Raw genomic sequence first — 22,708 nt, forward strand, 5'->3', positions numbered from 1 at the left:
ATGGCAGCGACTGCCCCACCGCTTGGCGTTACGGTGCTCGCCGCAACATTTCCGAGGAATTCGTTGATGGTCTGGTTAGCGAAATTCATGTCTGGCCAAGAGGTGGGGACGGTCAAGTATCTGTTCCGGTCAGCGATTCAATTGAGAATCCACTCCATACCGCTAGCAACGTATTCATCCGTCTTTAGCTAAGGGAGGAACCGCACGGCTGCGGCCGGAATCGAATGGATAAGGCTATCCTCGAATCAGGGATAGGTACCGCGATGACTGATTCGGGCGACGAGCGTTCGGCGGGTACCAACGGGAATAACTCTCGAAGCGCTACCAATCGGCAACTGGCTCTGTTTTGGCGAATTGCGGTCGTGCTGGTCTCTGTAACGCTCATATGGCTCTTTGTTGTATACGTGGGTCGGACGTTCTTTGGTCCGGGCTACGACCGCCTTGGACACGTCGTGAGCGCCGTACTCACTTCTGTGCTGGTCGTTCCAGTGGTCGTGTTGGCTCGTCGCTTCCTCGATCAGCGTCCGTGGGCTGGACTTCGGCTCCCCTCACTACGGAGGGGTTGGCGGTCGCTACTGCTTGGGATGGGATGCTACGTGATTCCCGCTACCATCGGATTGGTGATGGTTTTGGTACTTGGTTGGGTCGAGATAACCGTCGATACATCGTTCGGTGAGGTGGTACCGCTCCTCCTCAGCCTGATGGGACTCGTCTTCTTGTCCGAGGCGCTCCCCGAGGAACTCGTCTTTCGAGGATATATCTATCACAATCTCAATACTGCGCTCCCTCGGTGGGCGGCCGTGGGTGGACAAGCGGTACTGTTCGCCCTCTGGGGAGTTGCCATCGGAGCGGCCCCGACGATTGACCGAGTTGTCTTCCTCTTTGGTATGGCTCTCATCCTCGGTATGATTCGAGCGATCACCGATGATGTCTGGGCGTGCATCGGGTTTCATTTGGCCTTTCAAACCACCCAGCAGTTCCTCGCTCCTCACTGGAGTGGCGACCAGTTCATCGTCAGTAGTCCTCAGATGCTCGAAGGAGTTGCATTCGGACTCGTCCCTTTCGTACTCGCTGTACTGACACTCGAAATACTAGTGCAGAAGAATACAGACTGGCGAGAAACGCATCCCGACGAGTCATAACTCCTACCGAATGCGAAAGCGACCGACGCTGATGTAGGGGTCAGGTACATTCGTCCTAGGCCGCCGTTATCACGTGGTTCTTCGGTTAGCTAAAGACGGATGACAACGTATTTAACGATGATTTCGACACCTGCCCCTCACAGCTCGCCAATACGAGTGTTGACTCGTTCAACGGAGCCGACAAGAGCAAACTGATGGTAGTGTTCACCAGTACCGTACACGCATTCCCGACGGCTGTACTGTCCCTCGATATTCCTCCCGACATCACCGATGCGATGCCAGCTCTCCTGTCGTTTCTTGGAGAGCGCACCTGTAATGGATTGGCGGCGGACGACATAGGTCCCGATTTCATCGAGGAGGGTGAGAACACTCCACACAATGTTTAAATCGCACTAGCTCGAAGTTACGGAGTTCGCCGACGACATCGACGAGGAAACCCTCGTAATACGATACAACTGGAACGATTTGCCATGAGTCTCGAAGAACCACGCGACCGAACCCAAGCGGTCGGCATCACCGACGACGGCCTCGACTACGACGCGCTCGCGGATCTCCTCGGCGACACAGTGGTCGGCCGGGAGACCCACCGAAACGCCGAGGCGCTCATAGTACGACCCGATGAGGTCCAAGACGCGCTGTTCACGCTGCGCGACGAAGCGGGGTTCGATCACTGTTCGTGCGTCACCGCTCAGGAGTACGAGGACCGCTTCGAATCGATCTATCACCTGAAGAAGTACGCCGACCCAACCCAGGAGATCTCGGTGGTGGTGCCAACGCCGCGAGATGAGCCGGTGAGTCAGAGCGCAGAGCCGGTCTACCGGACGGCGGACTGGCACGAGCGCGAGGCGTACGACCTCGTGGGAATTGAGTATAATGACCACCCCGACCTCCGGCGGATCCTACTGCCCGAAACGTGGCAGGGGCATCCGATGGGACTCGACTACAACCAGGACAAGCCCCAAGTCGTCACCCTCGAATCACACGCCAACCCGATCGCCGACGATCACCGGGAGGACGGCTCGGACACGATGTTCCTCAACATCGGGCCCCACCACCCCGCGACCCACGGCGTGCTCCACATTGAAACGGTGCTCAGCGGCGAGCAGGTCGCCCACGTCGATCCCGACATCGGCTACCTCCNCCCACGGCGTGCTCCACATTGAAACGGTGCTCAGCGGCGAGCAGGTCGCCCACGTCGATCCCGACATCGGCTACCTCCACCGGTGTGAGGAGCAGATGGCTCAGAACGGGAAGTACCGCCACGAAATCATGCCCTACCCCGATCGGTGGGACTACGTCTCGGCGGGCATCCTGAACGAGTGGGCCTACGCCCGGACCGCCGAGGATCTCGCGGGTCTCGATGTGCCGGAGTACGCTCAGGTCATCCGGACGATGTCGGCGGAGCTCTGCCGGATCGCGGCCCACATGCTCGCGCTCGGCACGTTCGCGCTCGACGTCTACGGCGAGTTCACCGCGACGTTCATGTACACGTTCCGTGACCGCGAGGTGATCGAGAACATTCTCGAAGACCTCACGGGCCAGCGGCTGATGTTCAACTACATGCGGCTCGGGGGCGTGGCGTGGGACCTGCCCGAACCCCGCGAGGAGTTCTTCGAGAAGACGCGGGACTTCCTCGACGGGCTGCCGAACAAACTCGACGAATACCACGATCTGCTGACCTCGAACGAGATCTTCCAGATTCGATGCGTCGACACAGGCGTGCTCGACGCCGAAACCGCGAAACAGTATGGCTGTACCGGGCCGGTCGCCCGTGCCTCGGGCGTCGACTACGATCTTCGGCGTGACGATCCCTACGGCTACTACCCCGAACTCGACTGGGACGTTGTGACCGCCGAAGAGGGCGACAACTACGCCCGAGTGCTCTGTCGGCTCCAGGAAGTCGAACAGTCCGCGCGTATCATCGACCAGTGCGTCGACTTGCTCGAAGATTGGCCTGAAGACGACCGCGAGATCCAGTCGAACGTCCCCCGGACGCTCCGGCCGGACGAAGACGCCGAGATCTACCGCGCGGTCGAGGGCGCGAAGGGCGAACTCGGGATCTACATCCGGAGCGACGGTACCGACAAACCCGCTCGGTTCAAGATTCGCAGTCCGGCATTCTCGAATNGGCGAACTCGGGATCTACATCCGGAGCGACGGTACCGACAAACCCGCTCGGTTCAAGATTCGCAGTCCGGCATTCTCGAATCTTCAAGCCCTCCCAGAGATGGCCGAAGGCGAGTACATCCCCGATCTGATCGCATCGCTTGCAAGCCTCGACATCGTGCTCGGCGAGGTCGATAGATGATCCCCGAATGGGATTCGGTTCTAAACACACAACGCCACGATCGATATCAACACCACATGCAGACGGGGAAGACCAAGGCAATCACACGATCGATGCGCCGAACACGACTAACGTCTCCCACTGGCGGTAGTGTCGATGCCAGTCCGACGCTTCCGAGGCCGTTGAGTCAGCTCCTCGCGATGAATCCAGCCCTAATCGTGAACTCCAGATCCTGTTCGTGGGTGTCGGTACGTCGTTGATCCCAGTCATCATACTCACGATCTCAGCAGTCGCGGGAGTCTGTGGTGCGCTCAGTGACGCCGCCGGTCAACGAGTCCCTCCAACTGGGCTTGCTTGCGCTCTCTGTCAATCCACCTAGCCGGCTTCTGTTCTAAGGCGGATTCATCGGATGGTTCGCTCAAATTCGCCGTGAGAGCGCTTGGTGGAGCGGATGCTCTGCCCACGACTGCTGGTCCTGCCGAAAGGAGGCGCTTACCTAAAGACGAATGCACGTAGGGGTTACTGGTCGACGAGTACTGCGGCGACTCCGCCCCCGACCATCGTTGGCAGCACGTAGGTCGCTCCGCGATGGATGAGAACAGCGGCCGTCACGGTGGCTATCGAGATTCCACCCGTTGTGCCAGCGACGAGCGCGCCCAACACGGCTGCCACACCACCGAGGCCTCCCGGTAGGGGAGTGATGCTCGCCATTGCACCCGCCGGGATAGCGACCAACACTACTGCCAGTGGAACAGTGTATCCCAGCGCGTACAATGAGAGCCATAGCGATGTCGCCAGTCCTATCCACCCGATCGTCGAGAATAGCAATGCCAGTCCGAGCTTTCGTGGGCTGGTTGCGACCCGCTCGATCGCTGCGAAGAACTCCTCGATACGTCCTTCCAGTGACTCGGCTTCCGGTGGTGAGACCTGCGGGAGTGCTGTGACGACTCGCCGAATGAGTGGCGTCAGGATAGCGACGGCACCCCGCTCGACTCGGTGTCGGTATCGCCACCCGAGAACAGCGATGGCTACAAGCGCCAGCGCGAACGCACCCACTGCTCCAGCTGCCAGCGTGAGGTCTGTGTTGAACGTAAGCGTCGTGGCGAAGTATCCCAATCCAATCAGTGCGAGTCCGATTGAAGGGACGAAGTTCAACGCGTCAACGCTGGCGATGGCTGCGAGTCCCGTCTCGTATTCGCGATTCGAGGCGCGAGAGATGAGCAACGCACTCACGGGTTCGCCACCGGCCTGGCCGAACGGCGTGACATTATTCGCGAACGTCGCGCTGGCGAAGACCAAGACAGCTGTCGAAATTGGGATGGGTGCATCGAGAGCATCCAATACGACCCGAAGGGAGAGACCCCACGCAGTAAGCCAGCAGGCTGCGACACCGACGATCGCGATGAGGATTACCGGTTGGTTCACGGTGAGGGCGCTGTAGATTTCGTGAGGACCAATGATCCAGATCGCAATAGCGAAGGCTATGATGGCACCGAGAAACCCGATTACCGTGGTTCGAACCTGCCCGCTATCAACCATCTTCCTAACATATACTCAACTTCTGTATGTACTTTGTGTATCGATCTGGTGTGTCGATTCAGCAGCCAGAGGTGTTGAACTACAACAAACCGGACACCGACATTGTTTGAACGCTACTGGCTGCATTCTGTCAGCCAAATCCGGCAAGGCTAAGCACCACAATCCGTTATGTGAGTGTGATGGATCGTGAATCGCTCCTGTCGTCGGAGACGTCCCGGGTGAGTGACTCGCCTACGGTCGCCGAGAGGATGCTCGCCATTGGATATGTTCTTATCGGGGCCATGTTCTTTTGCGCCCTCCTTGCACTCCCGATTATCATCTACGCACTCTAATAGAACCATGCGAAAGGCACTGATAGATTGAGCACTCCAGTCCGAGTGCTTCAACTAGCAGCTGTTTCTCCAGCGCTTGGCGGCTTCGCTGATGATTGTAGAAAGCGGAGTAGGCAGTCCGTCAGCTCTCAAGTGATCGTGTTTGACCCTGAAAAGCGTCTCCCTAACACATGAGCGGTTAACCGTTGATTTTGCACACCGACTGCAGAGTCTGATGCACCAACTGGAGATATGGTTATCTCGGATTCACGCACCGTCGTGCGATTATGCTGGAATCGGCGTGCGCCATCGTCGTGCTACCTGCGGGAAAGCCAAAATTGGTCGAGGTCTCGCTAGCGGGCCACCTCTACGAGATGATCGATTTCAGTTGTTGCCTCCCTTCGCGTGCGGTGATTCGCCGTACTTCAGGGTGAAAAACGTGTAGATCACCGAGACCACCATCATGAGGATGGTAGCGATACCAACAAAGTGGGCTTGGAACGGTACTCCCATTTCTTCGGGATTGGGTTCCTCCTCGCCGCCCCCACTACTCGCACCGCCTTGTTGAACCGTGACGGAGCCAGTCATGCCTGCACTCCGGTGTGGCTGACAGTAGTATTCGTAGGTGCCTGTCGTGGAAAACGTGTGAGAATAAGTGTGGCCAGTGTTGTATGTTTTTGAGGACGGTCCGCTGGTGCCTTGCCAGTTTGATCCCCCAGGCTGGCTGTTGGGAACGATGTTGTGATTGTCCGACTCCCACGACCACCGTACTGTCGTCCCCGGTGCGATCGTGACCTGTGCTGGTTCGAAGGTGAGGCTGCCACCTGGCCCCACTGCCACCTGCTTCGTGGGGCCACCGCCTGACGGTGACTGACCACCAGTCTGGTTCCCGCCAGTTGCATTCCTGCCGGTCATGTTGCCACCACTGGTGGCGTTGCCGCTGGTCTGATTCCCGCCTCCAGACTGATTCCCATTCCCGGAGGCGTTGCCCTGCTGTGCGGCAGCCGTGTCGCTGGCCGCAGTGCCGCCGGCCACGGCACCTGCTGCCAGCAGAAACTCCCGCCGCTTCATAGCTACGTGGGCTTATGACTGGCTCCGGATAAGTCCACCGCGGGGGTATGAATTTTCTTCTCAACAACGCTCTCGTGAAGGAGATTGTGGTAGCCGTGAAACTGCTCGATCCAGAGCAGAGATACCAGTCATGAGGCTCTGGATACATCTGATCAGTTATTGGTTGATTCTCGCAATCAGGCAGCAAAACCACCCAACAGCTGTCCACCAACAATGCACTTCACAAGAGCGTCCATCTGTAACTGAGTGACAAACAGCATTACTGCGGCTGGAACCGAAGTCGGTTCCTGGACGGAATGAGGAGAAGGTCAGTGTGGTACTGATTTGATAGTGTATATTTACTCGTCCTTAGCTCTCTAAGCCCGAGTAAGTAGGTGAATTCGACATCCTCGAATTCAATGGCGTTCACAGGACGATCACCCATGCCGCGACGAGGATGACACCCACTCCCGTTGCCCAGCGGAGCGCGCGATCGAGAGTGTGGATGACTGTATAGCATCGCCGACGATCTCGGAAGATCTATCGCAGCGAGGCGGATAGCACCCGATGAGGACTGTGAAAGGAAGTCCGTCGGCGTTTGCCTAGCGGACACTGTCCTTGGTGGCTCCAAGGAAATACTACCCGTCGTGTCATACCCTGCTCCCGAAACCACCTGTTCCGATGTACTTGCCGCGAACGTCTCAACAAGCCTCTCACAACCGCTATAGCGAGAGAATAAGGCTGTCTGATGGACCGCGAAAGCGGGCGCGTCGGCGGAGCTGGTGGGCGCTGTCCTCAGTAGCACGAGGAGTGCTGTCTAAGTTGGCGACAATCTCACCATCGAAACGGCATGTTCCGGCGCGCTCGCCGCGAAAATCCATCTCCCGGTCGTGAATTAGCTGCAAAATTACCCTGTTCAGCAGCCTATCTATAGTAACGCCGTGGACCGTCAGTTGACGCGTCGACGGTGCTGACGAGCATGCGTCCTGGGGTAATCCTGGGAACCGCGATAACCAAACTCGTCGTCGAAACCCATTGTTCCGACGCGTCTACGCTCGACAGTGGTGAGGAACAAGCGACCGTGAGAGTGAGCGCGTCGGCGGCGCTGGCGAAGTCAATCAGGGGTAGCGCCCATCGATACTGTCCGGACTCCGCCGACGAAATGCATGTTCCGGCGTGCTCGCCACGAGAGTCCCCTCACACGCGAGCTGGAGGGTGGTCAGTAGCGCACGCAGCGAAAGGTCTTACACCCATCCCAGCGGATTCATCCATAGCGGACCGCGACAGCGAGCGCGTGCGGCGGTGCTGGCGGGACACTGTCCTCGGGTGGCGACCGAGGGGATTGCGAGAGCGTCAACAACCCTGCCAACGAAATTCATTGTTCCCCACGCGCTCGCCGCGAGAGTCCCCCTGTCGCAACATCGATTGAGAGAGCATGCCCTGTTGATCGATAGACAGCGAAGGAGTTGGGTGGCTGAATACTACTCTCAACATCTCGACCCATCGATTCGACGTGATGGATGATGCAGAAACCTGGCTTTGTGGTTGGGTTAGAACTAGCAGATTTAATAGAAGTTGCTGAACGGATCCGCGTATCGCTGGTGATGCGGCCCTCAGCGCTCAAGCCAGTAGTGCCAGTCTCCGATCGCTTGTTCGGTGTCACTGCTGGCGTCAACCGGTTCGAGTTGCTTGAGTGGCACACCGAGTTTCCTGTTCTTCCACTCGATGGTCACGAATTGCTGGCGAAGCGTCGGATCTGTCCGGGGCATTCCAACCACGCGGACGGTTTCGTCTTTCTTGAGCGGTGATTCCTCTCGCTCGGTACGACAGCACGCTTCAAACGGGAATTCCAGAGTGTCGTCGAGGTAGGCGTGCCAGCCCATCGCTTGCTCTTCTGGACCGTAGGTGTCGACGATGATCTCCATGCTGATGCGTTCGTCCCGTTCTTCATCCCTGTCTGCGGTCATTCTCGGGTTACCATTCTTCGTCTACCAGGCGATACTGCTCGACGGGATCACCGTTCTCGTTCACAACGTCGGGTGCTTTGTCGCTAGATTCGGTCTCATCGATCTCCTTGAGGATGGCGTAAAAGCGCCACTCGTCGCCGTAGTCGAACAGGTAACAGATACGGTCACGTTCGTCCAGATCCAGTTGTCGAGCCATCTGGCCGATTGTCGTCTCGGAAGCGTCGTACTCCTCACCGCCTCGCAGCAGCCCACTGGCTGACTGTTCGATCTCCTCTGGTCGCTTGTACTGACTGTCGCTATCCCAGTAGTCTTGATCGGTCCCGAAAAACCAGAGATGGTCCTGGTTGAGCCCCACCGCGCGGTTCAGCACCGTCTGAAACTCGTCGAGCGTCCTGTCTCCTCCGACAGCAATGTCACGCCACAGCGAGGTCGGATCGTACTCGGACTTCACACGGAACCGATAGGTGGTCATCTTCCTCTACCTGTTTCGGGACGGACGGTTGTGAGTTCGTCGGTACCGTCTTGCCCATTCACACAAAGTACCGACATGGCAGAGTTCGATCCCGATTGCGACGATACTGAGCTGCCGGATCTCGCCGATCGTGACGCTGCCATCCGATTTCTCGAACGGAACGATGTCGCGCTTCCCGAAGGACTGACGATCGAGAAGATCAAATCCCGGGGTAGTTGGTGGGCCATCGACGACGAGTCGTTCAGCTTCCGTGTCGAGCGCCATCCGTCTGGGCCGTTCCCGTCGACATCGATGACCGGCAAGGGGATGCCGACGCCCGCGCGGTGGCACATTCGGAAGCGGTACACCTACCATCTCACGATCGACGAATGGGACGTTGCCGAACGCATGCGGGAGTTCGATTTTAGTCCTATGTTACTCGTCGACGCGGAATTCGAGCAATTTCCGAACAAAGACATGTGGGAGCAGGCACTCGCTCGCGCCAGAGACGCCGAAGACCCGGAAGAAGTGCTTGACGAGCAACTGTCCCTCACCGAACAGAAGTATCGAGCTACGTTTGACGACGTGCCCGAGGACCATATAGAAGAGATGCTCGCCGTCCTCGGAGAGGCATTCCGGCGACGAGTAGGCATGGACTGACACAGAGTATAATACTGGGTCTGTCGTAGCGATCTCCCAAGAGCATGAGTGGCGAGCAGTGGCCCACCGTGACGGAAGCGACTATTCGGGAACTGGCCAGATCCAAATCGTACGACCGAGGACAGTCCTACTACGAGCGGGGTGCAGTCAGTGAGGTAGTTCGGCGCGGTGAGACACTCCGAGCCGACGTCAAGGGCAGCCAGTACCAGCCCTACACGGTGACCATCGATCTCGACGATGCTGGCGTCGCTCGGACCGACTGTTCCTGCCCGTACGACCACGGCGGGATCTGCAAGCATCGCGTTGCTGTACTGTTGACATCCATCCGTGAGCCTGACCGCGTGAGCACCCAGCAACCGCTCTCAGAGCTGATCGCCGACGCGAAACCAGAGACTCTCCAGAATCTGCTCGGCGAGCTCGTCGACAGGCGTCCGGAAGTGGCTGACTGGGTCGAAACCCGTCTCACCACTGTTGACGACGAGACAGACACCACCTCATCGGTGTCGGTGAATCTGGACTCGATTCGGCGGCAGGCAAACCACGCGCTACCAAAACCAGGACAGAGAGGACACGATGATGCCTACGCTGAAGCAGAGCGCATGGCCGAGGAACTCGACGCGTTGCTCGAACAGGCACGGATGGCTCTCGAGGCCGAGGACGGTGACACCGCGCTCGACGTTCTCGCAGCGATCACCGATGAACTCGCGGACAACAGGTGGGCTGGCCTCCTTCCCCACGATATCCCCAGCGTGTACGAGGTTCTCGGTGATCTCGACGAGACGTTTATCGAAGCGATTCTCACCGCCGAGTTGACCGAGCGTGAACGGGATGAGTGGAAGGAGCGTCTCACCGAGTGGGATGATCAGTTCCGGCATTTCATGGGTGAATCCACATTCATGGCTGCGGCAGACGCGGCGGAACAGGGATGGGACGATGAACGCGTCCAGCAGGCGATGGAAGGGACCCTCGACGAGGGAGCGTTCTGGGGTGATGAGACACCCTGGTATGGCGAAGATATCGTCACGGCACGCCTCACTGTCCTCGAACGAGAGGATCGCATCGAGGAGTATCTCAACCTCGCTGAGGCGGCAGCGCAACCCCAAGCGTACGCGACGATGCTGGTACAGCAAGGACGCAACGAGGCGGCCGTCGACTACGCTATCGAGCGGTTGTCGACACCGGGTGGAGTGCTCGAAGTGGCCAAGACGCTTCGCGCACACGACCAGACACAGGCAGCCTTGCGGGTAGCCCAACACGGCCTGACACTTGAGGAGTTCCGGAAGGATACGCTCGCAGAGTGGCTGCGCGACCGAGCAGCCAGTGCTGGCGACCGTGACCTCGTGCTGGAGGCAGCTGTCGCTGCGTTCGAGGCGAGTCCGTCGCTGCGAGCCTACCAGGCAATCGAAGAACACGCTGACGACTGGGAGAGCGTTCGGCCTGACCTGCTCGAATTCCTCCGCACGCAGAATCCGCGCGATCGCACTACTGCCCGGTCCGTGGAAGTGTTCCTCCACGAGGGAGAGTACGACGAGGCCATCGCCCTCGCGGAGAGCACCCCCCAGACCAGCGTGATCGAGCCGGTCGTCGAGGCTGTCGTAGAAGAGCGACCACACTGGGCGATCAGTACCTGTAAATCTCAGGCCGAACCGATCATCGAGAACGGTCAGCATGACAGCTATGGGACGGCTGTCCGCTGGCTCAGACGAGCAGGAACAGCGGCCCAGGCGGCCGATGAACTTGACGAATGGCGTGAGTACGTCGAAACGATGCGGGACAACCACTATCCCAAGTACAAGTTGCGCCCGATGCTGGATGAACTGTTAGAGGAGTTCTGAAGTGCGAGGTCTCTGTTGATCCTGTATGATCACGATCAAATACGCGTCAGAACTTGCACCGCTGATCAGTGATGCTAGGAACCAGTGTCCCGAGACGGCTCACCCCAGTCGGTTTCTGAACGCGAATGCCCTGCGAGCACGGGTTGGTCGTGATCCCAAGCACGATGTGTTCTTTCAGCTACCATGACTACATTGACATCCTCCGCACGGCTAAAGCCGTGGGATTCCTCGCGCTGGGGGTCTGGCATCGCTACCGACCCCCACGGAGGCAACTTGCGGGTTCGTATGCTCCTCGTTGGGACGATGAGAGTGTGATATCTCCAACCAATCGTGGTTGTCCCACTTGAGGCATACAGGCCGTGCCATCGGCCGTGCTACCGTCGTGTATCGCTTCAGGAACGTCTCGGAGGCTACGAGGTCCGCGTGCCCCTCGAAGCCGCACTCGCAGGTCAGCGTGTCCTTGTGTCGTGTGGTTCGCTCCGTCGAACCACACTGCGGACATTCCTGCGAAGTCCATGCTTCCGACCGTGCCTCGACCGAGAGACCGTATTCTTCGGCGGTCGTGGCAAGCCGGTCGATGAACGCGCGGAATGCCCAGAAGTTGTGCGTCTTCGCGTTCGCTTCGACCGACCAATGCGTTTCGAGTATGTCGGTGAGCGCTCCGACGTACACGGTTGCGACGCCCTCTTTGTGCAATCGTTCGATGAGGTCTCTAGCGAGCGCATCCATCGCATGGTCCCGTCGCCGGGTCCGGCGTCGGTACAGTCGTCGTATCCGATGACTGCTGTATCGGCCGTCTTCGAGTAACGACTGAAGCCGGGCGATCTCCTGCGTTGTGTCGCGGAAGCGGTCGAAGAGGTCACGTCCGGCGTACAGGAATTGTTCGCCAGTCGTGGTCGTACAGGCGACGATGTTGTTCGCACCGATATCCAGAGCAGCCGACCCGTCGGCTACTGGTGTTCCGAGTCGAGGGTGAGAATCTGTGTCCGTCACCTCAACCGGCTGATAGGCCCTGAATTGGTCGGGTTGTTCGTCGTACTGTAGTTCTAACTGGCACTGCTTGCCGTCCCACCGTGGCTCGCCGCGTACTTCCAAGCGAAGTCGGCCTGAAAGACTGTACTCGTCTTTCAGGTCCTTGCCGACCGGAATTTCGAGGCGCGAACGCTTTCCCCACTGAATCGTGTACTGGTCGTTCCGACCGAACCAGCGAAGCTTGCGTCCGTCTTCCTCGTTGCCCCAGTAGCCCGGAAGCCCCTCGTCGGGTTCGTCTGAATCGAAGAACCCCTTCCACGCTTGGTCGTTCTTTCGAATCGTCTGCTGGGCCGATGCGGAGCCGAGAACACCGACGTACCGCTTGCGGTAGTCCTCGGTGTTCCATACCGAGTCGCCGTCGAAGAACTGTTGGCGGCGCTCGTAGGTGAGTTCGTTCCACAGCGACGCCGAAGCGTCCATTACGCGGCGAAGTAGCTCCTCGTCCGCGTCGGACATCGGAACTACCTCGAACGTATTGGTCCGCTTCATTGCCCACAACTACTATACGTCCTTACGTCTGTTAAGTCCTGTGGTCCAGAGTATGAGACCGAACATCGACCTTTCATACGAGACGCATGGCGCTGTGAAAGATTACGCCGAAGCGAACGATGTGACGTTGACCGAGGCCTATGAAACGCTCTTGCGTGTCGGTCTCGATAATGTTGAGACCCCAGCATAGCAATAGCCGGCAGTCCTTCGGCAGAGCCTACCGCTTGGACCCATCCCTGAAGAGGATGGGCTTCCGCTCGATTACGAGTCACTCGTCTCGGGTGCATTCGCTATCGGTCTCTCGTTGTGCCTGACGGACTCGAGCAACAATTGCCTCCGTTGTGAGAGCGGGTGTGAGTGTCTGATCGTGGAGATCGGGGTCTCCGCTCCAGATTGCTGCATTGAGTTCGAGCGCGGCAGCGACATAGAGCGTATCCTTGGGATCGATGGCCTCCATTGTCTGTTCTGCTGTCTCCCGAGACCGGTTTGTGCGATCTTCCGAAAGAATCTCGATTGCCGTGAACAGCGTGTCGAGAAGCGTGTCGAGCGCTGCATCAGAGAGACCAGATTTGTCTCTGAGCACTGAGCGATGGGTCGCAATCTCCTCGCGAATAAATGCGGGCGAATAGAGTTCATCCTCGGTTGTGAGGAGCATTTCGCGCGTAATCCCTGGGGTCAACGTCGCCGAAATGATCGTATTGGCGTCAATAACGATCGTTTCAGGGTATGGGACGTAGTCGTCATTCATCCGTCCGTTACTCGGTGAGTACTCGTCTCGTTCTCGTCTTTTTCGTGGGCGGTTTGTGCTCGCTTGTTTGCGGCTTCCGTGATCTGTTCGGCGATTTCCTGGGCTTCTTCCTCAGTCAGTTGATTTTGTGATGCAATCTCATCCATCGTCTCCAGGTCCTCAATAGTGGTTCGGATGGCCTTTCGCGCAACACCGCTCCAGTTGATCTCCTCGCGTTCGTCCATCTTTGCTTTGAGGTCCTGATCGAGCCGGATGGTGATCATCTCCTCTTTTCGATCAGTGCTCATACTCGTTCACTTGGTGTATAGTCATGTATATACAAAAATGTGTCGTGAAGACTGAGAACGTGGCGACAGTCCTCTCTTATCAGTAGTTGCTAGTACGGTTTTGTTATTCACGGTTGGCCGTGTAACGATTGTCTTGACGGGTTTCTTCCACGGGATATCGTGAATAAATCGGTCGTACTAGCAACCACTGTTATGTCCTAGCACACCCCTCAAAGTGGCTGTGGGTCTGCTGGCTCATCACTATTGGCGTTGTCAAACGCCTCGGTAAGTACCTCGCTCACGACCTGCGGTTGTGATACATTCGTAAGAAGTATCTCGAGATCATCCGAGCCAGCTGTGTAGATCGTGATATCGCCGAACGAGAAGAGCCGTTCGAGTGCTGACTGGCTGCAGGTGGTATTCTGAATCCGATCGTGGCGAATTTTGAGAACATCCTGACTGATCAGCCCCTCTTTTCGATACACCTCTTCAGTTGTGATCACGTAGTGGGTTCGTCTGAGCATTCCGTACTGGATAGCGAAGAACACGATGCCAGCCGCGACGAAAATGAGCGGAAGCAATGCCCACTCTTGAGCGAGCGCTTCGGGTACCCAGTCCAGCGGGATCAGGAACGCAGCGGTGAGTCCGATGCCAACGACGATGAGAACGAGGCTGAACAGGATATCCGACCCGATTGTATAGAGGGAGGGATGCCCATCCCAGAGCACCTCTTCGTCATTGGTCAAGTGGAGCCAGTCAGCTGTTTCGACGGAAGCCATGGGATGGTATCGGTAGCTTTCCGATGATAAATAAATGTTCTGTGTGAGATAGATCGAGGGCGGTGCAAGTTTGAAGTTCGGCTGATAGAATTATTTCGGCTCTGTACTTATCCGTTCACATTTCCAAGTTTTATCCAATTCCCCGGTCACACGTCGTTCTCCTGTCAATTGAGATTCATCAATGTCAACACTAAATTGGAATTTTACATTAGCTCGGTCGTCTTCACGGTAATTCACTTCCGCCCAGATATTAGAGATAGTTATGCGGATTTTATCAGTGAGATCTCCTATGTCGTAGGGTCGTTTGATTTGGACAATTGACCCGTCATCTTGATCGGGTACTAATGAGGAGTTCGATGAAGAGTCATACTCTGACCAATCATGTTCATGGATATATTTTGTGTCAACATCCATAAAGTCAGGCCTACCGCCGATATACTCGGCGTCATGTGGGTCAAATGCAGGTTGGCGCTGAAGAACAGCGAGAAGAGCATCCTCTGGGGTCGCCCCGTAGCCAAAATCAACTTTCCGCCCTCGGTCGATCGATGACATATGATGTAGTTAGTTCGAAGATTGTTAATTCTATTTATTTTGCTCGTTGCTCTCTAACTCTGGCACGAGGTCCTCAAGGATAGAAAGCGCCGTCTCCAAGTCATTCAGTTCGCCACGTCGCTGATCGATCTCGAATTCGATTTCTCTGATACGCTCGGAGATTCGATGGCAGATATCGTGAGGAGCATCGGGTTCGATCTCATCTGGCCTTTTGTCAGTGACTGTCGGCTGTTCAGCCGCGATTTCTGGACTGGCACTGATCGAAGTGCTGGACGGGTTCGTGTCGAGTGCTTGTCCGCCGTCAGTCGCGAGTGACGGGGCTATCGCCGACGATGTGTAGGTTAGATGTGCTGGCTCCCGCTCGGCGAGCGCCGCATCAGACGGCCAGTCATTTGGATGGGGGAGTTCACCGCACGCAATATCGAGTTTCACACGCCGCAGATGCTTGCAGCCCCTCTCCGCTGGTTGATTCGCGTGATCTGGACAGCTGCATGTTGCTACGCCGTTGCCAGCCGAATCGCCGCTTTCAGATGGAAGGTGTACGATGTAGACCGCTCCGGAAGCGGATTCAATGTGGTACGTGCCCGGTTCACTAGCGAAGACTGTCATCGCTTCGTCGATCGCGCGTTGCGTTCGCGGATCGAGCGTGGAGTGCAAACTGGATCGGTGGTTAGTAGATGCATCTGTGCTCATGATTCTGAGAACACCTCGTTCCTCCGAGGGCAGAAAAACCGACTGGATTTGCTGCCTGTTGGTCGGTCCGGTGGCGAGAACGAACCAGCGAAAGTCGGGGTTCCGCTGTTACCGCCGTCTGACTGCGACCAGCGCGCCGGCGAGGAGCGCGATAACCGCAACGACGACCCCGAAGCCGGGACCGGTCAGTCCGGAGCTCGCACCCGTCAGCCCGAGATACTCGTTGGCCTGGCTGGTGTTTGTCGAGGGAATCGTCCGATCCCACGCATTCGGAAGGTGAACCGACGTGTCCTCACCCACGTACCCGAGTTCGCGGACCTGTGATTCCGAGGCGTTCTCCGGGACGGCTCCCTCGACCCGGACGTAGGAGGTCGTCGTCCCGTTCTCGGTCTGACCGACGACGCTCTGGACGTTCTGTCCGCCCTCCAGGGTNGGGACGGCTCCCTCGACCCGGACGTAGGAGGTCGTCGTCCCGTTCTCGGTCTGACCGACGACGCTCTGGACGTTCTGTCCGCCCTCCAGGGTGACGAGCGCGTCGCGCAGCGCCGTCATGTTCTCGAAGGCCGCGCCGGTCTCCAGCTGCATCCGGCCGTCTTCGACCGAGACGTCCATCTGGCCCTTCCGGAAGCCCGCCTCGCGGAACGCCGTGACGTACTCGCGAGTCTGGCCCGCTTGCGGGCCGGTGCTGCTGTTGAGCATCTGGTTCGTCGCCTGCTTGAGGAGGTTCTCGCCCGAGACCGAGACTGCGGCGGTTACGTTGACACGCTCGCCCTCAGTGGCGGCGTGGAGCTCGTATTCGAGATCACTGGTCTCGATGTCGCGGTCTTCCAGCTCGCCGACGTACGCTCCCCAGTTCTCGGTCCGGGACTGTGAGTCGAGGTCGACGCTGAGCGCTTGCGGGGAGTTCTTCGTGACGTTCGCGGTGAACGTACTCGTCCGCGTGAGGTTCGCGGCCTGCTGGGCCTCGAACTGCTTGCGGAAGCGTTCGAGGCTCTGGTTGAACGACGCCGCGCTCGTGGCTGCGGCGTTCGTGGCTGTCGCGTTCGAGGACGTCACGTTCGACGTGGTCGGCGTCGTCTCCGTGTTTGCGGGCATCGACCCGACGCCGGCCGTGTTCATCCCCGCCATGGTGCCCGCGTTGAGCGCTTGCATGTCGGTCGCTTCCGCGACGTCGAGCGCCGCGAGCACGGCTCCGTCGTAGTTGTCGAGGTCGGCGCTCATCCCGGCCTCGATCGAACCCTGACGCTGGTCGTACCGGACCGAGAGCTCGTTCACTGTGAGGTTCCGGAGGCGCTGGGAGACGTTGCGCGCCTCCGAGCGGTTGAGGTCGACGTCTTCGGCCGACGTCAGCGACGACACCAGCTGGTCGGCAACGGCACGTTCGATCCCCTGGTAGGTGACCGAGTACTCGATGTCGAGCTGCGACCGACCCGACTCACTCTGGGTGAACGAGTACGAGTCGATCGTGAGATCGGCCGAGCCGTTCATCGACTCGGCGAGCGCGACGTACTGCGACTCCAGCGTCCGCTTGGCCTGCTCGCGGGTTTCCCACTGTGACGCGGAGGCCCCGAGAACCGGCCGCTCCTGGGAGACGTTCAGCGTGTACGTGCCGTTGCCCTCGGTGATCTCGTAGGACTGATGTTGGGGCTGCCCCAGCGGTTGGGTCAACTGAGCGTTCGCCGCGAGGTCGGCGTCGAACGTCGAGCCCGTGGTCGTGACGTCGCCGGTGATCCCCGCACGCTCGATGGGCACCGAACGGGCGATGTTCTCGCCGGTGACGGTCGCCGCGGCGGAGACGTCCGAGCGCGCGTTCTCGTCATTCTGCACGCCGGTCGCGTTCACCGAGAGGTTCGAGAGCGTCTCGGGACGGGCCGCCTCCAGCGTCCCGTTGCCGGTGACGTTCTCGCCGGTCATGACCGCCGTGACGTTGGCGGCGAGATCGTCAGAGCCCTCGACATCACTCGCGACGAGCGCGTGGAACAGCCCCTCGCTGACGTTCAGGCCGTAGTTCGCCTGCGTGCCGTTCGCCGCCTCCTCGTAGGCGAGGACGGCGTCACCGTTGTCTTCGACGTAGACGTCGTCGGCCGGTGGGAGATCGACACCCGTCTCGGCCGTGGCGTTCGTCCCGTTCGCGTCCTCTGAGGTCTGTGCGCCGACCACACCCCCACCGGCGACGACGGTGCTCAGTACGACCAGAAGGGTAATGAAGATCGCTGTCGACCGGAAATGCGCTGTCATCGACTCCACCCAAGGGGCATAACGACACCTAGTCGAGTACTATCTGATGGAATCGAAACTATGGTTGTAGCAGCTTGGTTCATGTTATAATCCACAAACCAATGTCTAATAAACTATTCGTCTTTCGCTACCAGTGGCGGCGATCACACCGCAAAACGTCACTATCCAGTGGTCTCAAAACAATGCTACAGCTCAGTGGAAGACAGGTCGAGATTCCTCAACGACATCCTCACTATCCACGCCATCATCGATGAAGAGCGGACGATAGGGCATCACAAAAGCGTGGCTTGGTGCGTTTCTCCGCCGTGGTTTTCTTCGTTGGCCGCACTCCAAACAGGACGATCAGGGGCGTCAGAGACCGGACAGATCGAGTAGTCACACACCTCTTCGAGCACACGCCGGTCGCGTTCAGCATGGATACGACAGGGATGTCCGGATGGACGCTGACATTTCTGGCCCACATCGGCTGTACAGGTTGGACACGCGACTTCGAGCGCTGGATCGCGTTCCCACTCTTGGCCACAGTTCTTACAGGTGACTGCCATGGCGATGGTCTTGGAGACGTTTACTCGTCGTCCGGTCCCGACGAACAGTCTGGGTCGTGTTCGACACCTGCCCAGTACGCGGCTTCTGCGCCACATTCCGGACAGGTGAACGCGCCGGGCCGATCCTCGTCTTGTAGCCTGTCGAAGGCGTCGTCGTGACTTTCGAGGCCCACCCCTGTGAGGTGGTCGAGAACCTGCTGTTGGATACGCTGTTGTTTCTCCTCGGGCGCGATGACCGCTCCGTTCTCGTCGAACACTTCGCGAAGGTCGATACCCCCAAGCCGAATCATATCGACGACATCCTCGTGACCGACGGTCCATTCGCGGAGTGCCGCTCGGGCGGCCAGACCGTCGAAGAGTGCACCGAAAACGAACCCGAACGCACGGTGACCGTCCCACGGTTCGCCGTGATCGTCTGGCGAGGACTCCCGGAGCACCCAGTCCGTGTGGGTTCCATCCTTTTGTACTGTTGCTTCCAACAACAGCTCACTCGTTCCCTCGTGTGGATAGATGATGTGGTGGCGGTTGCACTCCTCGCAGTAGGTTCGGTGTGCGTACAGCTTCGTTCCCGGATACGGCTGAGCGTATCCGCCGAGATCGGCCTCGTTCACGTAGGTTGCGACACGATCCCCAGCGCTGATCGGCCCAGAACAGAAATCGCAAACACCCTCCACTGGCGGATTGTCGATCCTGTGCATCCGATTGAACGCTCGTGCGAAGATATCGATCGCGCTGGTCATTGGTCGTCCTCACTGCCGTCGCCGTTTCCGAATAGACATCGATTCGCGGCGTCCTCCCCGCCGAGTGTCTGCTGATCGCTCTCGACATCAGCGAACAGCGAGCGCTGATCACCCTCCTCGTTGGTCTGGCGCTGAGGAACCTGCGCTCGGTCGTCAACGCCGAACTGGGTCGCGCTCGGTTTGGCGACTCGCCCGGACCCCTCGCTGTGATCGACCTCTGCGCCGAAGGCTTCGAGCGAGGTTTCGACGGTATCACCATCGGGTTCGATCGTGCCATCATCACCGAATACCATCTGCTGCTCTCGTGGGATCGAGGCTGTGTCTGCAGCGGGATCGGCTTCTGACTCTGTTCGGTCCTCTGTCTCTGCCTCTGGTGCTGTTGCTGTCTGTGTTTCGCTCATGATTGGACTGGAAAGTGGCGGTTGTGGACCCGACAAAGCGAATCAACTACGCTTCAGCTGGTTCTGTGCTTTCTCCGTCTCCGTCCGTGTCGTCGTCCTGGTTGTTGCGAAGCCGTCTGAGTTCCTTCTCGATACTATCGGTGTACTCTTCAACGAGCGAGAAATCGTCGCCGTCGAGCAGGAACGCCCGCACGTACACCATTCGGTACTCGTCTTCGCAGATAGGACAGACGAAGATGTCGTCGTAGCCGTTTTCGACTAGCTCGTACTCGACGTATTCGAGGTGCTCCTGACAGTCATGGTCTTGCTCTTGTTCGTGTTCGTTCTCGTTATCGGTAGTCGTCTCGGTGCTGTCGCTGTCTATGGTGTCGTCCATGGTCGGATCTCCTCACTCCTCTTGAGGAAGAAAAACAAGGACGATTGTCTCGTCCCGCCCGACCGACCGTCACTGGTCTCGGTGTTTCTCGATGGAGGAACCATCCTGCATCTCGTTCTCTGATGACTCCTCCGGAGAGTGCGCACCGGAGCCGACGATCAGCATCCCGTCGGTGGTGTGTTCTTTGGCTCGGAGTTCGGCCATCACGTCTTCCATCGATTCTTCGTCGGCCGCTGGAACATCGCCGGTGTGGCCTGGTCCAGCATACGTGACGAACGTATCTTCCTGAACGAACCCGAGATCAGCACCGTTGAAGAACCCGACTCCGTCGCGATCTTGATGGAAGTACGACACATCTGTATAGCGGCCTCTCTCGCCGTCTGTAGTGATGTATTCGACGTTCATTGGTCGGTAGCTTCGGTGGCGAAGATGTCGATTTCATCCATTGATCCGTCTCCATTCGACTGGTAGGCGGTGTAGTGATTGTAGTGGATGATGACATTCTCTCCGTTGATTGCTCTGTGGATCACTTCGATTGCTTGGAGATCATCAACCGCTCTGACACCGACGGCGTCCGTGAGAACATCCCGATCGCCACCGAGGAGCTGTTCGATGAGCTTGGCGGCGTCTGGGGCCGCTTTCGTGTTGGTTGACGTCATTCGTCCACCTCGTCGATCAGCGAGATTTCGATGTCGAATTCACCGTTTCGAGCTGCTTCGGCGGCGTAATCGAGGGCTTCGCGGCGCATGATGTCCTCGTTCACTTCACCGTCCGTGCCAAGGTACTGCTCCGGGCCGAATTCGAGGACGAGCGACAGCTCGATCCGGCGGCGACCGTGCTCTCGTTGAGAAGCGTCTGTCATCGTGCTTCGACCTCGTTACTCGGGAGTTCGATGAGATAGTTCGGTTCGCCATTTCCGCCATCTTCTCGTTCCCACGCGGGCTTCCAGTTGGTGTCGTAGTCGTCGAGGTGTTCTGCCATGGCTGAGAACCAGTAGCGATCGTACCCAGTACTGGGAGTTCCGAGCCACTTGCCAGATGCGGTAGCGCCGTATTCCTCTGTTTCAGGGATCATCTCGGCGTCGTCGGTGAGCCACGTGTACTTGCTATCGAACTTGACGATGAAACCTTGATCACCGGCAGGGTCGCGGAGGAGACAGCGCGTATTGCACTCGGCACAGAACACACCTTGGAAAACGAGATGTGTCCAGTCCTCTGAGCCACACACGGGACACTGGAGTTCGTCGAACGCGCCGTCGTAGCGGTCTTCGGTTTCGACGATCGGCATTAGTTCCCACCTCTACTGGCCGGACCGTCGGTAGCGACTGTTTCAGGGCCTGATTCGCTCTTTCCCGTATTTCTCTCGTTGTCGGCTGGAAGTTCAATGATGTCCGTCGGAACCTCGCCGCCGTCGGTGGTGATGATTGCTCGTGGGGGCGACCGTCCGTGGTCGATGACGACCGCTCCATCCGCGACGCCGTCGATGGCGAGCTTGTCGAATTCGCCGCTGCTCGTCACACTCGTTCGGGGTTCATCATCGTCGTCTTCGAGTGCGTGCCAGAGGTCGTCCATGGCGGCTCTGACACCGCCGGTTTCCATCTGGGCGTCGGCGTAGTCGAGGAGGTTGTTCAACTCAGTGAGCGTGGTTTCGGCCGTTTCGCGGCTGATCCACACGGAGTCTTGCGGTTTGGTACCCATGGCTGTCGATGGTTCCTGTTGGTAGTCGGTCGTCTGTTGGCGTGCTATACGGTCGACACTTCACTCCTCTCGACGGAGAAAAACAGTGAGTCGTTGTGCTGGTATGTCCAGTGCTGCGGTGGCGTTCAGCGGTGTTTCGTTCCTTATGTAACGTTTGTACCCTTATGCAGCATCGTCTGTTACATAAGGCAAAGCAGAAAGTCGGATCGCTACCGATTCGCCCACAACCTTCGCTCGCCGTATTTCTCCCACATCTCCTCGTGAGAAAGGCTGGTTAGGTCTTCGAAGTAGTCGCGAGCGTCGGTCTCAGCCTCGAAAGCACTCGCGTCATACCCGACCGACCCACCGACCAGGTGCCACTGGTCTTCGTGGCCACCGGACTGGAGCATCGGCGAGATCTCGACGGCGTAGCGGCCGTCTTCCCGTCGAGTCAGACGGGCGAAGAGATCGTGCTGTTCGGCTTCGGTTTCGGATTCGAGGATTTCTTTTGTGGGCATGGTGATCAGTTCCTCAGCTCGGGAAGTCGATGGCGTCGGGATCAGCTGCGAGACGACGGGTGGTGGCATCTAATTCTTCTACGTCGATGGCGATGTCGAGGAGTTCGTTGATGCTCTCGCGGTAGACCGAATGCGTCTCGCTCGGACTGGGGTTGTCTGGGAGACGCTGGTCGAGAGCTTCCTTGAAACGGTGCTTCGCACGGTGTCGGGACAGGCTTCCCATGTTGAATTCCTCCACTCCTCTGGGCGAGAAAAACGAGATCGTTCATCGGCCATCCCCTCGGTAGCCGCCTTCGAACATCTCGCCCGTTTGGTGTGCTGCTGTACATTCGGCTGTGTTGAATCACTAGACGGCGGCAGGATGGGTCGCTAAATCAAAGGCGCTGAAGCGGGAGACTTGAGTTAGCCATGAC

Annotated in this window: 25 protein-coding genes and 1 pseudogene; 5 read left to right on the plus strand and 21 right to left on the minus strand. The window is 58.3% G+C overall.

Annotated elements, in window-relative coordinates; genetic code table 11:
- From C450_RS22730 to C450_RS19820, 3 genes and pseudogenes are all read left to right on the plus strand, one after another.
- On the plus strand, window positions 1-188 hold a 188-nt coding region (locus C450_RS22730; RefSeq protein WP_206536871.1), incomplete at its 5' end, for a hypothetical protein.
- A 36-nt stretch (window positions 189-224) separates the two neighbouring features.
- Entirely contained in the window at window positions 225-1,142 is a 918-nt protein-coding gene (locus C450_RS19810) for a CPBP family intramembrane glutamic endopeptidase (protein WP_005046859.1), read from the plus strand.
- A gap of 470 nt (window positions 1,143-1,612) precedes the next feature.
- Window positions 1,613-3,450: pseudogene (locus C450_RS19820) on the plus strand (NADH-quinone oxidoreductase subunit D-related protein).
- A 498-nt stretch (window positions 3,451-3,948) separates the two neighbouring features.
- On the opposite strand, the gene C450_RS19825 reads toward C450_RS19820, so the two are convergent.
- From C450_RS19825 to C450_RS19840, 4 genes are all read right to left on the minus strand, one after another.
- A complete protein-coding gene (locus C450_RS19825; RefSeq protein ID WP_005046863.1) occupies window positions 3,949-4,968 on the minus strand; it encodes a lysylphosphatidylglycerol synthase transmembrane domain-containing protein in 1,020 nt (339 codons plus the stop codon).
- 695 nt (window positions 4,969-5,663) lie between these two features.
- Complete coding sequence (locus tag C450_RS19830) at window positions 5,664-6,350, minus strand: plastocyanin/azurin family copper-binding protein (protein WP_193790538.1); 687 nt, start codon at window positions 6,348-6,350, stop codon at window positions 5,664-5,666.
- Window positions 6,351-7,942: 1,592 nt separating this feature from the next.
- Entirely contained in the window at window positions 7,943-8,296 is a 354-nt protein-coding gene (locus tag C450_RS19835; protein ID WP_005046865.1) for a calcium-binding protein, read from the minus strand.
- Window positions 8,297-8,303: 7 nt separating this feature from the next.
- Window positions 8,304-8,768 (minus strand): IS1096 element passenger TnpR family protein, encoded by a 465-nt coding sequence (locus C450_RS19840; RefSeq protein WP_005046867.1) that lies wholly within the window; start codon window positions 8,766-8,768, stop codon window positions 8,304-8,306.
- Between the two features lie 75 nt (window positions 8,769-8,843).
- Here C450_RS19840 and C450_RS19845 point away from each other — a divergent pair, with 75 nt between their 5' ends.
- Window positions 8,844-9,407 (plus strand): hypothetical protein, encoded by a 564-nt coding sequence (locus C450_RS19845; RefSeq protein ID WP_005046872.1) that lies wholly within the window; start codon window positions 8,844-8,846, stop codon window positions 9,405-9,407.
- A 44-nt stretch (window positions 9,408-9,451) separates the two neighbouring features.
- Window positions 9,452-11,242 (plus strand): SWIM zinc finger family protein, encoded by a 1,791-nt coding sequence (locus C450_RS19850; RefSeq protein ID WP_005046874.1) that lies wholly within the window; start codon window positions 9,452-9,454, stop codon window positions 11,240-11,242.
- A 210-nt stretch (window positions 11,243-11,452) separates the two neighbouring features.
- On the opposite strand, the gene C450_RS19855 is transcribed toward C450_RS19850, so the two are convergent.
- From C450_RS19855 to C450_RS19925, 17 genes are all read right to left on the minus strand, one after another.
- Window positions 11,453-12,763: an IS200/IS605 family transposon protein TnpB gene (locus C450_RS19855; protein WP_005046875.1), complete on the minus strand. Its 1,311-nt coding sequence runs from the start codon at window positions 12,761-12,763 to the stop codon at window positions 11,453-11,455.
- 268 nt (window positions 12,764-13,031) lie between these two features.
- Window positions 13,032-13,511 (minus strand): PIN domain-containing protein, encoded by a 480-nt coding sequence (locus C450_RS19860; RefSeq protein WP_005046882.1) that lies wholly within the window; start codon window positions 13,509-13,511, stop codon window positions 13,032-13,034.
- Entirely contained in the window at window positions 13,508-13,798 is a 291-nt protein-coding gene (locus C450_RS22735) for a hypothetical protein (RefSeq protein WP_005046884.1), read from the minus strand. The genes C450_RS19860 and C450_RS22735 overlap by 4 nt, the downstream gene beginning before the upstream one ends.
- A gap of 209 nt (window positions 13,799-14,007) precedes the next feature.
- Window positions 14,008-14,556, minus strand: coding sequence for a PH domain-containing protein (locus C450_RS19870; protein ID WP_005046887.1), 549 nt, complete (start codon window positions 14,554-14,556; stop codon window positions 14,008-14,010).
- A gap of 90 nt (window positions 14,557-14,646) precedes the next feature.
- A complete protein-coding gene (locus C450_RS21910; RefSeq protein WP_152424556.1) occupies window positions 14,647-15,108 on the minus strand; it encodes a hypothetical protein in 462 nt (153 codons plus the stop codon).
- Window positions 15,109-15,138: 30 nt separating this feature from the next.
- Window positions 15,139-15,801 (minus strand): hypothetical protein, encoded by a 663-nt coding sequence (locus C450_RS21915; protein WP_152424557.1) that lies wholly within the window; start codon window positions 15,799-15,801, stop codon window positions 15,139-15,141.
- Between the two features lie 108 nt (window positions 15,802-15,909).
- Window positions 15,910-18,039: a PGF-CTERM sorting domain-containing protein gene (locus C450_RS19875; RefSeq protein ID WP_049910547.1), complete on the minus strand. Its 2,130-nt coding sequence runs from the start codon at window positions 18,037-18,039 to the stop codon at window positions 15,910-15,912.
- 565 nt (window positions 18,040-18,604) lie between these two features.
- Window positions 18,605-19,324 carry a hypothetical protein gene (locus C450_RS19880; protein ID WP_005046890.1) on the minus strand — a complete coding sequence of 240 codons (720 nt, stop codon included), beginning with the start codon at window positions 19,322-19,324 and terminating at the stop codon, window positions 18,605-18,607.
- Window positions 19,321-19,617 (minus strand): hypothetical protein, encoded by a 297-nt coding sequence (locus tag C450_RS19885; protein WP_005046893.1) that lies wholly within the window; start codon window positions 19,615-19,617, stop codon window positions 19,321-19,323. The genes C450_RS19880 and C450_RS19885 overlap by 4 nt, the downstream gene beginning before the upstream one ends.
- Before the next feature lie 154 nt (window positions 19,618-19,771).
- Entirely contained in the window at window positions 19,772-20,101 is a 330-nt protein-coding gene (locus C450_RS19890; protein ID WP_005046894.1) for a hypothetical protein, read from the minus strand.
- Between the two features lie 69 nt (window positions 20,102-20,170).
- A complete protein-coding gene (locus tag C450_RS19895; RefSeq protein ID WP_005046895.1) occupies window positions 20,171-20,506 on the minus strand; it encodes a hypothetical protein in 336 nt (111 codons plus the stop codon).
- The gene (locus tag C450_RS19900) at window positions 20,503-20,760 is read right to left on the minus strand and encodes a hypothetical protein (protein ID WP_005046896.1); all 258 of its coding nucleotides are present in this window, start codon (window positions 20,758-20,760) and stop codon (window positions 20,503-20,505) included. The genes C450_RS19895 and C450_RS19900 overlap by 4 nt, the downstream gene beginning before the upstream one ends.
- Window positions 20,757-20,963 carry a hypothetical protein gene (locus C450_RS19905; RefSeq protein ID WP_005046897.1) on the minus strand — a complete coding sequence of 69 codons (207 nt, stop codon included), beginning with the start codon at window positions 20,961-20,963 and terminating at the stop codon, window positions 20,757-20,759. The genes C450_RS19900 and C450_RS19905 overlap by 4 nt, the downstream gene beginning before the upstream one ends.
- Window positions 20,960-21,388: a DUF7567 family protein gene (locus C450_RS19910; RefSeq protein ID WP_005046898.1), complete on the minus strand. Its 429-nt coding sequence runs from the start codon at window positions 21,386-21,388 to the stop codon at window positions 20,960-20,962. The genes C450_RS19905 and C450_RS19910 overlap by 4 nt, the downstream gene beginning before the upstream one ends.
- Window positions 21,388-21,798 (minus strand): hypothetical protein, encoded by a 411-nt coding sequence (locus C450_RS19915; protein ID WP_005046899.1) that lies wholly within the window; start codon window positions 21,796-21,798, stop codon window positions 21,388-21,390. The genes C450_RS19910 and C450_RS19915 overlap by 1 nt, the downstream gene beginning before the upstream one ends.
- A gap of 209 nt (window positions 21,799-22,007) precedes the next feature.
- Window positions 22,008-22,295, minus strand: coding sequence for a hypothetical protein (locus tag C450_RS19920; RefSeq protein WP_005046904.1), 288 nt, complete (start codon window positions 22,293-22,295; stop codon window positions 22,008-22,010).
- A gap of 13 nt (window positions 22,296-22,308) precedes the next feature.
- The gene (locus tag C450_RS19925; protein ID WP_049910552.1) at window positions 22,309-22,518 is read right to left on the minus strand and encodes a hypothetical protein; all 210 of its coding nucleotides are present in this window, start codon (window positions 22,516-22,518) and stop codon (window positions 22,309-22,311) included.
- Window positions 22,519-22,708: the final 190 nt, after the last annotated feature.

Source organism: Halococcus salifodinae DSM 8989, from assembly GCF_000336935.1.
Lineage (GTDB): Archaea > Halobacteriota > Halobacteria > Halobacteriales > Halococcaceae > Halococcus > Halococcus salifodinae.